Origin of the sequence: Streptomyces sp. NBC_00691 (assembly GCF_036226665.1) — a bacterium.
In the GTDB taxonomy this organism is placed as follows: Bacteria; Actinomycetota; Actinomycetes; order Streptomycetales; family Streptomycetaceae; genus Streptomyces.
Genome location: NZ_CP109007.1, coordinates 2,590,533 through 2,602,986, shown reverse-complemented (window position 1 = coordinate 2,602,986; position 12,454 = coordinate 2,590,533). Strand labels below are relative to the sequence as shown.

Below are 12,454 nucleotides of genomic sequence, written 5' to 3'. Positions count from 1 at the left end.
TGGTGCCTTCCGGTTCTCTTGGGCTGGAATGGGAGGGCGCCCGGGCGGCGGAGACTTGGCGGTTGAGTCGCCCGGGTGCCCGGCTAGCGGTGCTTGTGCCGGCCGTTGAGGAGCGAGCGCAGGACGACGGCGCAGACGGAGACCGAGGCGGCGCTGACGGCGACGGCCAGGAGCATGGAGACGAGGACCGTCCCGACGATCAGGACGAGCCCGGCGCCGCCGGCGACGACGGTGACGAGCCCGGCCGGGGTGAGGCGGACAGCCGGGGTCTGTGGCTGCGGCACGACCGGCGTCACCGGAACGTGGTGATGGGTGCAGGTGGACGGCTCGACGTCCTTCGTGGACGTGGCCTGGAGGAGCGGGACGACGGTGCCGGTTGGGAGCGGGTTGACGGGGATACGAGGCCGGAGCATGGCGTTTCTCCCTACTTGGCGATCGGGTCGATGAGCGGGGCGAGGACGCTGTCGGCGAGGAGGTAGCCGCCGAGGAGGATCACGGCGACGAGCCACCAGGGTGGGCGGATGAGCTTGATGCCGAGGCCGCCGACGACGATCAGGGCGAGCCAGAGCGGGACGTCCATGGGCGGGTCCGTTCAGTCGGTGAGGCGGCAGCGGTGGGTACGGGCCGCGAGCTGGGCGGCGGAGGAGCTGGAGTAGTCGGAGGACCAGCCGCAGCGGTCGGCGGTGCACACGGCGGCGTACTTGGTGCGACCGCGGCGGTCGCGGTAGGTGCCGATCTGCACGGGGCCGATCCGCATCACGGAGTGGAAGTGGTCACGAGCGGCCATGGCTCAGGCCTCCCGGGTGAAGTCGTTGGCGTGGTCCGTGAGCCACTGCCGGATATCGGCCGACTCGTGCTCGTCGGCGGCGAGGATCACCGGTTCGGCGGTGGCCATGGCTTCCACGAGGTGGTTGTTCCGGGTGAGTTCGGCAGCGCGTTCCAGGGCACGCATGATCTGAACTCCTTCTCAGGCGAGTTGGGCGGCGATGGCATCAGCCATCGGGGGCGGGACACCGAGGCGGGCACGCAGGGTGTCGGTGTCGATCGGGTGGCCGGTGCGGGCGCGGTGGTCGTCGGCGACCTTCCGGGCATGGGCGACGAGCGCCGGAGGAACCGCGACGGCAGCGGGTACGGGCTCAGGCTCCGGATCGACGGCAGGCAACGCCGGCGCCGGTGCGGGAGCGGCTGCGGGACTGGCATCCGGCTCATACGAATCGCTCGGCTCGATGACCGCTTGCACGGCCGTGGACTGCGTGGAGTGGTCCTTCGGCGCGGGCACGGCCGGGGTGTGGACGAGGAGAGTGCCGCCGAGGAAGGCGAGGGCGGGCCACCCGGCGACGAGGATGCGCAGCCAGTCGGGCACGTCGGCGAGGTCGAGCAGACCGGCCGTGGCGACGTTCGCGCCGAGGGACGCGACCAAGGCGACGGCGAATCACGTCCAGGCCGAACGGGCGGCCTTGCCGATGGCCCGCAGCGCACGCAGCCGACGCCAGGCGGCGACGAGCAGGAGATCGACCGATACGGGGTAGGCCCATGCCTTCCATCCGCTCTGGCCGGCTGCTTCGGCCAGGTCGTGCAGGTGGGCGAAGGACAGGGCACCGGCGATCACGGCCTGCACGAGGACAGCGTCCGGCCGCAGCGTCGTGCGGTTCATGAGGGACCTCCTTTCGGGTTCAGGCATGGGAGGGGTAGGGACTTGGCGCGAGACGGTCGCACGGGCCGTGAGACGGGGTGTGTCAGGCGGTGACGGGAACCGTGCTGGTCGCGGCCGCTGGCGTCTTGGCCAGGCTCGGCAGGACGGGACGGAAGGCATCCAGCGCGGGGATCTCAGGGGTGCGGGAGGCGTGGGCGTTGCAGAGGTTCACGGCTCGCCGCAGGGTGAGGTGCGGGGTACGGATGCGGACCCAGCCGCCGGAGGAGTCGCCGACGACGGCGGTGCCGGGTCGGTCGGTGGGGATCTGGACGGTGGCGAGCACGGCGTCCGGCGCGATGTCGCCGAAGGCCATGTTGGCGCTGGTCTCGTCGTTCACGCGGTGGGCGGTGCGGCCGGTGAGCTGGGCGCGGAGCATCGTGATCCCCTTGCCGAGTTCGGAGCCGAAGCGCTGTCCGCAGATCTCCAGGTAGACGCCGGCGGCGCGGCCGAGCTGGGCGAGGCGGACGAGGGCGGTGATGATCCGGTCCCGCCGCTTCTCCTCGTCCTTCGTTGCGAACAGGGCGAGTTCGGCGACTTCGTCGACCATGAGAACGATCGGCGTCGGCCGGAGACCGTCAGGGAGGTCCCAGATGTCGGCGGTGATCTCCGCATCCGGGGTGTCGGCGCTCAGCCGCTGTTCGCGCCGGATGAGCTGGTAGACGTCCTGCATGTGCTCGACGAGCGAGTCGAGCAGGTCGGCAGCGCTGTCGGGATTGTCGGCGAGCGCGCTGAACCGCCGGGCGAGCGGAGCGAGTTCAACTCCCTGCTTGCAGTCGATCCCTACCAAGGCCACGTCGAGCCTGGCGAGGGCGGTGACGAGGTTGCGCTGATAGACAGACTTGCCGGACTGCGTGGCGCCGACGTTCAGTGCGTGCGGGACCTGCCGGTAGTCGCGGTAGTAGACCTCTCCGTCCTCCCGTATGGCGACCGGCACCCGCATCACTCCGCCATCAGGCCGAGCGGGCATCTGAACCCGCTTGAGCACGTCGTATCCGGTCATCCGAAGCTCGACGACACCGGAGCGGATCTCGCGGGTGGTGACGTTCCGCATGACGAAGGAGTGGCGGAGCCGGTCCGACGCGGCCGAGAAGTCGAAGGCGTCCTGACCGGGACGGAGCTTCACCCGAAGCACCAGGCCGGTGCGCGTCGGCCGCAGTCTCAGGATCCGCGGTACCCGTGAGTCGGGGACGGGACGCCCGGCCATACGGGCCAGAGCGAGCCGCCAGCGCGGGGGAGGGACGGTCAGTCCGCACGCGTCCATGACGGACGAGTACCGGACCAGGACCCGCACGACGGCGAAGAGGATGCCGAAGGACATCCAGTACCAGGCAGGCCGCTGCCACCGAAGCAGCAGCGCGACCGTGGCGACCAGGGCGAGCGTGACCCATAAGGCGGTCATGGTCAGGCCGCCTGCGCGGCGGAGGCCGCGAGCGAGGTGACGGCGACGGCGCGGAAGCTGATGCCGTGGCGCTTCTGGCCGTTGAACTCGTTCTCCCAGGGCCGGGCGACGACGCCGGTCAGGGCGACCGGGGTACCCATGGCCAGTTCGCCGGAGACGCCGGTCTGCGGGACGGTCAGGTTCAGGATCTCGGCGTTGCCGTCCATCACGAACATGACGTCGACGGTCATCAGCGTCGCGCCGGTCTCGCGGTCGGTGGCGATCTCGCCGGTCTGGCGGTTCGCGATCTTGGGGGTCGGGGGCTGGGCCACCATCACGAGGGCGGCGGAGGTGTCGTCGGGGATCTGGCGCACAGCAGGACACTCCTCTAGAGATGTTGAACTCCTTCACTCATGTACATGAGTGACATTAAGAAGAGTGCCCGACTCCTGTATATGAGTCAACCCGCTACGGAGGACAAACCGCAGCGGGCTGTAAGGAGTTGAGCGGGCGTCAGTCGGTCGCGGGGATCCGGTACTGGAAGACGAACTGGTCAGCGGCCATGAGGGTGTCGCACACCTCCACGACTCGGCCCTCCTCGGATACCGCGTCGCGCAGCAGGTGAATCACCGGGGCACTGGGACTCAAGGCCAGCTCGGATGCCTCCGCCTTCGAGGCCGGCCGGGCCTGGAGCGTCTCGACGAACTCGGTGAAGGCATGGCCGTGGTCTTCGAGGCGGGCGTAGATGCCACCGGGCCCAGGGTTCTCGGCGAACAACTCGGGGATGTCCTTCACCACGTCCCACGGCAGGTACGACGAAGCGGTCTCGACGGGAGTCCCGTTCCGGAAGTACAACCGTCGCCGCGCGAGCACCTGCGTACCCGCATCGATGCCAAGCCGCTCGGCGATGTCTGCCGGCGCCTCCATGGGCCCGATGTAGAGGACGCTCACCTTCGCGGTTGCGCCAGACTGCTCGGACTCGGCGAGGTAGGCAGCCTTACCGCCCCGCCGATGCGAAGCACGGAACCGATCCGAAGAGCGCAGCCGCACAGGCGGCCGATCCTTCACGATCGACCCCTTGCCGTGCCGAGTCTCAACGAGCCCACTGGCCCGCACCTCGACCATGGCCTTACGGATCGTCCCCCCAGCAACCCTGTATCGCTCGACGAGCTCCGACTCACTCGGAACCATGTCGCCGGCCTTGAGGACGCCCGCCCGGATCTGCTGGACGATCTCGTCCGCGATCTGCACGTACCGAGGTACGGCTCTGCCAGCTCCTGCTGGAGTTCCCACAGTCCTACCCACTCTCATATGCTCCTGTACATGAGTAATGGGAGCGCCGGAGCAAAGTCAACGCCACTCCACTCGGTGTCGGTGGCGGGAGCCGTCGTGCGCGACGACGGCCGACTCCTGGCAATCCGCCGAGCGGACAACGGCACTTGGGAACTCCCGGGCGGCGTCCTTGAACTCACAGAGGCCCCGGAGGCAGGCGTAGCCCGCGAGGTCCTGGAGGAGACGGGCATCCAGGTCGAGGTCGACGAACTGACGGGCGTCTACAAGAACACGACCCGAGGCATCGTCGCCCTGGTCTTCCGCTGCAAGCCCTCAGGCGGCACCGAGCGCACCTCGGACGAGTCCACCGCGGTCGACTGGCTCACGCCGGCCGAGGTTGAGGAGCGCATGGCCGAGGTCTACGCCATCCGCCTCCTGGACGCCCTGGACGAGAACGGCCCCCACGTCCGCAGCCACGACGGCCGCCGCCTCCTGGAGACGTCCGCATGACCGCCCTGAAGCCCGTCAGCGAATGGCGCGATGTCTATGACTTCCTGGACCAAGTCCGCATGCGTCCCGGGATGTTCGTACGAGGCGGTTCCCTCCTGGAGCTCCAGGCGATGCTGTACGGCTATCGAGTCGCAACCGAGGTCCACGGTCCCAAGGCCATGACGGATTTTGATCACCAGGGTCCGTTCGCTGAATGGTTGTGGCCGCGACTTGGCCACAACTACGCCAGTTCCCTGGGATGGGCCGTCGAGATCACGAAGGCTGCGGAAGCGAGCGGCAGGGCAGGCATCGACCTGTTCTTCGACTTGCTGAGCGAGTTCAAGGCCGAGCGAAGCCCAGAAGCGCGGTAAGACTTTCTCTACTTCATCAAGGCACCCGCCGCGCACGGCGCGGCGCGCGCGGCCCGCCGTCCGGGCCTGCGCTCCTGTCTGCGCCCCGCTCCAGCCCGGCCGCCGTCCGCACGCCTGACGGCTCAGGTTGATGGGTGACGAACCCACGAGGTGGCCGAGGCAGTACGCGAGTGCGGCTCAAGACGATGCCTCCGGCGGGGGCGCTCAGGCTCCGGGATGGAGGAGGTCCGTGCGCGGGTGCCGGCCGGTGGGGTGTGGCGGTGGTGGGCTCCCATCCCGTCTGCCGTCGACCCAGGCAGAGCCGAGCAGACACGGCACCGGGCGTCCAGGTCGTTCGTACAGTGGCGCGCTCCACCTGGACGCCCGGCACCGCGCCTGCTCCACGGTGTGTGGGTCGACGGCAGACGGGATGCGAGCTGCGATGAGGCATGTGTGCGGGTCCTGGCTACCGCCACACCACAGGCGAACCACGGCGGCGCGAGTCTGGCCTGCACGATGTGTGCCACCACTTTGGTTGAAAACAGCAGCACTGACACTTTCCCATCTCGCATTCGCGAGAACTCGCAGTACCTAGCCCATTCCCTTTCCCGCACTGACGCCTGCGCGCCCCATAGAAATAAGAGCAGAGCCGGCAGGGCCTGAGAGGAGGACCGCTGGAGAAGCGTTCTCCCCAGCCTGCACTGGCGCAACCGCCACTACTGGAGCACGCGCAACTACCTCTTCAAGTTCCTGACCAGACCATAGGTCGATTAGGTGCACAACGTGATCCCAGCCGACAGTCACAAGAAACTCGCGACCGTGCCCTGAAGGGACTGTGCACATTGAACGCACAGGCCCAACGTCAATCGAGCGAATCTGGATGCCAGATTCAATATCCCAGATATTAATGCCGCTTTTCCCGTATGGACTCGCTTCCGTCGCAACCAGAGACCGCCCGTCACTATTCCTCACAGGCATCATCGTTCCCACAGGGCCGACACGGAATGAACCTTCAATCGCACCCGTCCGCGCGCTCCAGGCATGCATCATCGAATTCTTATGCGGTGTGTCCGCAACGAGAATTTGAACATCTGAAGGACTTTTTGAGCCGTCCATAATGCAATATGAGCCAGCCCTGATGCCATTAATCTGAAATAGCACTTCTCGGGTCAAAACATCCCAGGCCACAACCTCTTCGCCACAGTCGCGGCTAATGCCTACGACCGCGGGAGACTCACCCACCAAGCCCGCCAGTTGACGGACTCGACCCACCCCAATCCGCCCCAATTCTTGCTTACTGAAAGGATCCCAAAATCGGATACTCCTATGCGGACTGCCCAGATAGCCGGCAGAAGAGGTAGCGATGACAGGGCACCCAGATCGACCGGTTACGCACATCTCTGTGACACGCCCAGCGGGCACGGAACCTGCAACCTTGCCGGTACTCAAGGACCGTACCTCAACTTCATTTCCTGCTGCCACAAATGCGAAGCTGTCAAATGAAGATGCATATCGCCCTCGAGTACTGCCAGTCCCGGCGCTTACGCTCTCGACTTCCCACTGGGACCATTGCGGGTGAAGCCATCCCGCCAGAGGGGGTGGGGTCCCCCCCAATGCGGTCAAGTGGAATGCGTGACTGGCTCGCTGCGAGGCTAGTTCCACGCCATTCAAATGACGCTCAATCCGAGCCCATGCACGCAAGTTTGCATTTCCCTCAATAGGGAAATTCAATAGACTCCCGACCCTTCGACTTGTCTCCCATTCGAGAAACGCGAGAGGTACGTGACGATCGTCCAGAACCCCACCCGAAGCGGCATGCTGCACCAGATAGCGCCTGATGTACGGGTGAGGGGGATATGGGAGAGTGGATCTCGTAATACTTGACAGTGCGGCAGTGATCTTCGCATGAATAGACGTCTCGTGGACTTGCAGATCGGATTCTCTGACCACTCGATTCTCGCCGACCATGAGGCTTCTAAGATTCTCCGCGATGCGCTCATGGCTAGGACGATAGACAACCCTATTGTCTGAAATATCTGTGGCGAGATAGCCATTTAGGCGACTGGATTGAATTTCCTTGATTGCTTCGTCTGCTTCTAGCGTCACGTTTTCACGGATGGCGTTGAAAACTGCAGGCCATACGTCTGCCCAGGGCAATCCAGGGCCGAATGAATATGCCGTGGCCTGCAGAGCCGCAAGCAAATCACCTGGCTCGATTCCGGAATTCTCTGCCACCTCTTCAACATCCGAATGGAGAAGCGCAACAGTACCGTCCTGCAGTGATTTAATCCACTCAGGATCTTCTACATCTTGCACGGTCGATCGACTGCGTGCCCTGTCTGCGGCAAGGCGAGCATTGAGAAATGATGGCGCCGTTCGGCGAGAAATTGCCTCGGCGACCTTAAGTGCTGCAGCAGGTGCCATCCGATATGGGGATTCTGGATGGTTTCTGTCGATCAGCAAAGAATGGGCGTAGTCTGCAATTTCCGTGTGGCTCCCATCTTCGTCGGTCCTCAGGACGATAATGGGGGTGATTTCTATCTCAGATGACGGGGCAGAACCGTCGGGCGGCACACTCGTTTCCGTATCTTGGAGTTGGGTATTTATTACCCTCACTATCTCGTCGATCAAGAGATCTCTTCTCGTCGCCTCTCCAGCGGGCGTCGCGTTCCTTGGGCTGCGCACACCGAGAAGCACTCTAACTTCAGTCCTGGGTCGACTCGCATCACGAACAATCGGGTGCAATAGGTCACCTATTAGAGACTCGGGATCAGTGGCCTCATCGACACCATCGATAGCGATAACCACAGGCCGGCCAAGGGTGGATCTGGCGGACTCAATTTCCTCACCCAACGAGGTGTTATTCGCCGTCCCTAGGCCGCTGATACGCAGTAGTTCGGTTCGAATCTCTTCCTCAATGGAAGCAGTGGGCTTGTTTCTCGCTAGCACTGCGATATCTACACAGGGAGAAGAGTCCACTTCCAGGCTATTCAGAACGTCTTGGGGCACGTCCTTCCTGATCCGAGCATTTCCGTGCACTACCAGGTGTCCGATAATTGCCGACTTGCCCGACCCGGCTTCTCCGGTTATAAGGCATACACCTTCTCCCGAACTGAGAAACTCCTGGATTTCCCCAACGATCTTGTGTCGACCTGTGAAATGCCAGGCCAGATCGCTCTCTGATGACGTTCCTGAAGCTCGCGTTATCCAGTAGTTGGACGGAGTGGGAGGGCCAGTAGAGGTAATCGATTCGGCCTCAGGCGCATCAAATTGTGATTTGTCTTTGATCCAGTACCTTGGGTTAGGCAGACATGGGCTGGGATCATCATTGCGGCTGCGAGGCCACACCCACCGTACCGGAATTAGGTCGCGCCTCTCCATGGCAACCTCGCGTAGCACGGCCTCCCAATCTTGGTACGAGATAGTGGATCCCGCGAAACCTTTAGTTTCATCACAAATTTTCTGGACAGCAAGGTCGAGTACCTCAGTGAACTCACCAACCCGTGGTTGTTCAGTGAAGTCCCCACTGGTGACAACAACCAAGGTGTCCATTCCGAAACGATCAGACGAAAGATCTTGGAGTCGACTCGCCAGTTCAGCGTCCAATGAGCCTGCATAGCATGAATCGACAAGAACGAGTACATGCTGTGCTTCAGAGTCCAGAATGGCCCCCACTAGATCAGCGGTGGGGAATGCCGTTGACATGAGCTTGGAGTCGTCGGACTGAGGTAGCAGGAGGAAGTGACGGTTCGCGTTTGATCGCACACCGTGTCCGGTTATATAAACAACCAGAATATCCTCTTGTTCGGACTCGAATAGCTTCTCTTGGTGTGCGAAGTCTGTGACGTCGCGAACGGTCTCGAGTGCTTCTGGTGCAGTAGGAATGAACCTTTCCTCGTGTGATATTGCATCATGGGCGAACCAGTTCTGCACAGAAGAGACCTGTTTCCGGATGGACTCTCCAAACTCCTCGCTCTCGTAGTCGTACTCAGTCACCGCAATCGTCACGAGTCTCCGACGATTCGAGCTCACACGATTTCTCCTGTGTCAGATCAGAGAAGTAGGTCCCCGATAGACGATTGTCGCAAATAGTTCACGGCAGCATGAGGGTCGCGCAGCCCATTCGTGACGCTAATATTCACCGTGCGAGGTCCATTCAATGCCATCCCCCCAGTGATGGCATCCTTAGGGTCGAAAACATTTCTCCAGTCGCAACCGACGTCCTGGATATGTGAACCATGTCCAAGCATTCGCCTAACAGTTGGCCAGGCCAGTGGAGATCCAAAAGTAACGATAGTTAGCCCTTTCGAGTCGCCCCCTTTCACGGCAAAGTCTCCTCGAAGGAGCATGTCGTATAGCACTACGCTACCCAAGGAGTGGCCCAAGATTACGTTCGTGACAGTAGAGGCGGACTCCGCGACTTTCTGTCGAATGGCACTCGAAAGATCTTCATCCGTGAGGTACCGGTAGACCTGCCGAAGGAAATATAGGAGACGCTTCCCTGCGCCGCGCCCAAACTTTCGATCAGTCGCCACCAGGAAGCGTGCAACGCTACTCGGAACCGCAATTAGACCCAGCGTTTGAGCTTGAACGTTCCGAACGTCCGTGTCGGAAATTAGATTATCCTCAAGGATTTCATCGAGGAATCTTTGCTCGCCGACCGAGAGTGGTGTGTCGACATCGATCGCGTCTTCTTGATGCCCTAGTCGTCCATTACCCTTTCGGAAAAGCATCGCATAATAGGCGACTTCCATGCTCCGGAGCCGAGCGCTTCCGTTTGACGCGATGATTCCTTGTCGGGCTGCGACTTTCCAGCTCTCTTGCAAGGCCTTCGGGCTCTGCCTCTGCTGGCCGATGCCATGAATACCCAAGATTTCCGCGCCCATAATGCTCTTTCCCCTCTGTGGCTGACTTGGAAATGATGCCGTGATGGCGGGCAGTCCGTCCAGCAGATGCGAGTTCTGACGGGTTCCGCTCCCGGCGGCGGCCGAACCGCAACACCGTCGACGGCTGGGAGTCGTCGGAGGGCGCGGACCTGCACTCGTTGGAGGCATGGATGACGCAGGCAGTTGGTGCCGCAGCACCAGCTGATGGCACCGGCCAACGGTGACGGAGGCTTCTTCGCCCGAACACGAGGGGGCGTGACCTACCGAGGTCACGGTACTGACCAAGCAGAGCAGCCCCGGATGTGATCCGAGGCTGCTCCGTCGTTCGACGTGCATCAGGCTAGCCGAAGGCCACACCTATAGCCCCGGTAGCGCGTCATCTCCCTCGCGGACCGTGAGGTGCAGTGCTGGCAGCCGCCGGCCGCGGCTTGCTGCTACGCGAAGCACGTCCCTGAGAGCATCCATCAGGTCCGCAGACACGCATCGAAGTTCTTCTGTCTGAGTCCCCTCGTAGCTGAGGGCCTCTTGTGCGTGTGTCACCAGGTCGGCTGCAAGGCCGAGTTGGACTTCCTCGGTACGGTCGGCTAGGCGTGACAGGTAGCTGTTGTCGTTGTCGGTGCTCAGGTAGCAGGGCTTTCCATCAGGGCCCGACCAGGGGAGGAGGCGGAGCTCGCTGTGGGCTTTCATCCTTCCGCCCTCATCTCTTCGATCGTGTGGTGAGTGGTGAAGAGCGCTTCGGCGCGGTCGCCGGGGAGGATCAGGCGAGCCGCCTCGATCACGCGGCCTGTGATGTCGACAGACACTCGCGTGACCGCGAGCACGGCCAGAGAGGTGCTGAGCCGGAGGGTGGAGGCCTCTTCTGGGGTGGGGAGTCGGGCGGTGACCACTTCTCGGGTCTCCGCCCGTTCGGGGCGAGGCCACGGCAGTTCGGCCGGCTCCAGGTCGCGCGGGACGTAGATGCGGGCCAGGCTGTGCGGTCTCTCTCCCTGGTGGGTGAGGCAGAGGAACTCCGTCAGTGGGGTGCGCGAGGGGACCTTGAGCAGGGGGATGAGGTCTCCGCGTGCTCGGAGGTTGGTGGTGCGGATCGTGAGGTGGAGGTCTGTGTCCGGGGTGAGGCGGCCTTCCGTGTACGTGAGTCTGTGAAGAGGGCGGCGGACGAAGTTGCCCTTGCCATGGATCTTCTCGATCAGGCCCTCGGCCTGGAGGAGCGCGAGGGCGTTGCGCAGGGTCGGGGTGCTGACCTTGTAGTCCGCGGCGAGCCGGGGCTCCGAGGGGAGGCGGGCGCCAGCCTTCAGTCGGCCGGTGGTGATTTGAGCCCGGAGGTCGGCGGCGATGGTGTGGCGGAGGGACGGCATGAGGGTGATCACCACCTTCTGAGCACTCGTACGGCGATGAGGCGCGTACGGGTGTGCATCGTCAGGAGTTCGCCCGTTTCGAAGAGGAGGCGCTTGGCGCCGCCGGGCAGTTGGCGAACGTCAGCCACTCGGCATGGCTGGCCGCCGATCTGGATCACGTCGCCGCGCTGTACGGTCGTCGCGGTGATCTCAACTGGGGACGCGAGAGCACCGCGGGAGGGAATGCCGTTCACGAGGCCGCCTCGGGTGACGTTGTCGCGGAGTGGCAGGAGCAGGCGCACGTCTCATAGATGACCGGGATGTCGATTGGCGCCGTTGTTGGGGAGGAGTGCGCGCACTGGTGATGGATGCCGATCTGGCATGCGCTGGACCGGTAGGGCGTGGTCGCCGCCGGGGGGACGCGGCTCATCCGTGGACCTCCGCCGGCACGAAGCAGGCGTGGGCGAGGAGGTGGTACGGGATCGGCCCCGAGCTCTGCCGGGTGCACTGCTTGCCGACCAGAACGTACGGGCGGACGAGGGCCGTCTCTTCGCCCAGGAGGAAGTTCGTGTGGTCTCCGAGCTGCCGGAGGAACAGCGTCAGCTCGTCGGACGGCTTGGGGTGGATGAGCGTCGGGCGCGTTGGCGTTAAGACCTTGTGGTGTAGAGCCCTTGGGGCGCGCTGCTCCCTAGTGCGCCTGATGGCGTGACGGATACGGTTGAACACGCTGATCAGCTCCTATTGCTGATGGCCAGGTCCCTGGACATCGCCCGTCGCGGGGACTGCTTTGTTTATGGCGGCCCAGAGGGTGCGGCCGCCCAGGCTGGTGGCGAGGAGACCGAAGCGGTCTGCCTGTGCCACGACTTCCAGGACCTCCCGCCATGTCTCGGCGGGGAGGGTTTCCGGTACCTCCGCTTCGATTGACGTGTGTCTGGTGTGGTCGAGCACGCGTGTGGTGAGTCCGATGGCGGACAGCCGGGCGGCGAGGGCCTCCGCGCTTACTTCTGGAGCAGGCACAGGGCAGCCTCCGTCACCGGCGATCACTTTAAGTG

The 12,454-nt window shown here is 63.5% G+C and carries 15 protein-coding genes and 1 pseudogene; 2 read left to right on the top strand and 14 right to left on the bottom strand.

Annotated elements, in window-relative coordinates; genetic code table 11:
- Positions 1-83 precede the first annotated feature (83 nt).
- The 8 genes and pseudogenes from OG392_RS11780 to OG392_RS11745 form a co-directional block, all read right to left on the bottom strand.
- Entirely contained in the window at positions 84-413 is a 330-nt protein-coding gene (locus tag OG392_RS11780) for a SpdD-like protein (RefSeq protein WP_329278353.1), read from the bottom strand.
- 11 nt (positions 414-424) lie between these two features.
- Entirely contained in the window at positions 425-580 is a 156-nt protein-coding gene (locus tag OG392_RS11775) for a hypothetical protein (protein ID WP_329278351.1), read from the bottom strand.
- Between the two features lie 12 nt (positions 581-592).
- Entirely contained in the window at positions 593-787 is a 195-nt protein-coding gene (locus tag OG392_RS11770) for a mobile element transfer protein (RefSeq protein WP_329278349.1), read from the bottom strand.
- Between the two features lie 3 nt (positions 788-790).
- The gene (locus OG392_RS11765) at positions 791-952 is read right to left on the bottom strand and encodes a hypothetical protein (protein WP_329278348.1); all 162 of its coding nucleotides are present in this window, start codon (positions 950-952) and stop codon (positions 791-793) included.
- A 15-nt stretch (positions 953-967) separates the two neighbouring features.
- A pseudogene (locus OG392_RS11760) lies at positions 968-1,654 on the bottom strand (DUF2637 domain-containing protein).
- 82 nt (positions 1,655-1,736) lie between these two features.
- Positions 1,737-3,092, bottom strand: a complete 1,356-nt coding sequence (locus OG392_RS11755; RefSeq protein ID WP_329278346.1) for an FtsK/SpoIIIE domain-containing protein — start codon at positions 3,090-3,092, stop codon at positions 1,737-1,739.
- A 2-nt stretch (positions 3,093-3,094) separates the two neighbouring features.
- Positions 3,095-3,445, bottom strand: a complete 351-nt coding sequence (locus tag OG392_RS11750) for an SCO3933 family regulatory protein (RefSeq protein ID WP_329278345.1) — start codon at positions 3,443-3,445, stop codon at positions 3,095-3,097.
- A gap of 139 nt (positions 3,446-3,584) precedes the next feature.
- A complete protein-coding gene (locus tag OG392_RS11745) occupies positions 3,585-4,382 on the bottom strand; it encodes a GntR family transcriptional regulator (RefSeq protein ID WP_329278344.1) in 798 nt (265 codons plus the stop codon).
- Between OG392_RS11745 and OG392_RS11740 the strand changes: the two genes are divergently transcribed.
- Together OG392_RS11740 and OG392_RS11735 are read left to right on the top strand one after the other, a co-directional pair.
- Positions 4,383-4,853, top strand: a complete 471-nt coding sequence (locus OG392_RS11740; RefSeq protein ID WP_329278343.1) for an NUDIX hydrolase — start codon at positions 4,383-4,385, stop codon at positions 4,851-4,853.
- A complete protein-coding gene (locus OG392_RS11735; RefSeq protein ID WP_329278341.1) occupies positions 4,850-5,203 on the top strand; it encodes a hypothetical protein in 354 nt (117 codons plus the stop codon). The genes OG392_RS11740 and OG392_RS11735 overlap by 4 nt, the downstream gene beginning before the upstream one ends.
- Before the next feature lie 570 nt (positions 5,204-5,773).
- Here the strand turns inward: OG392_RS11735 and OG392_RS11730 are convergent.
- The 6 genes from OG392_RS11730 to OG392_RS11710 form a co-directional block, all read right to left on the bottom strand.
- Positions 5,774-9,190: an ATP-binding protein gene (locus OG392_RS11730; RefSeq protein WP_329278339.1), complete on the bottom strand. Its 3,417-nt coding sequence runs from the start codon at positions 9,188-9,190 to the stop codon at positions 5,774-5,776.
- Positions 9,191-10,425: 1,235 nt separating this feature from the next.
- Positions 10,426-10,755: a hypothetical protein gene (locus OG392_RS37525; protein ID WP_443054753.1), complete on the bottom strand. Its 330-nt coding sequence runs from the start codon at positions 10,753-10,755 to the stop codon at positions 10,426-10,428.
- Positions 10,752-11,423 (bottom strand): GntR family transcriptional regulator, encoded by a 672-nt coding sequence (locus OG392_RS11725; protein ID WP_329278338.1) that lies wholly within the window; start codon positions 11,421-11,423, stop codon positions 10,752-10,754. The genes OG392_RS37525 and OG392_RS11725 overlap by 4 nt, the downstream gene beginning before the upstream one ends.
- A gap of 8 nt (positions 11,424-11,431) precedes the next feature.
- Positions 11,432-11,656, bottom strand: a complete 225-nt coding sequence (locus OG392_RS11720) for a hypothetical protein (protein ID WP_329287213.1) — start codon at positions 11,654-11,656, stop codon at positions 11,432-11,434.
- 172 nt (positions 11,657-11,828) lie between these two features.
- Positions 11,829-12,128, bottom strand: a complete 300-nt coding sequence (locus OG392_RS11715) for a hypothetical protein (protein ID WP_329278336.1) — start codon at positions 12,126-12,128, stop codon at positions 11,829-11,831.
- 12 nt (positions 12,129-12,140) lie between these two features.
- Positions 12,141-12,419, bottom strand: coding sequence for a hypothetical protein (locus tag OG392_RS11710; protein WP_329287211.1), 279 nt, complete (start codon positions 12,417-12,419; stop codon positions 12,141-12,143).
- Between the last annotated feature and the right edge of the window lie 35 nt (positions 12,420-12,454).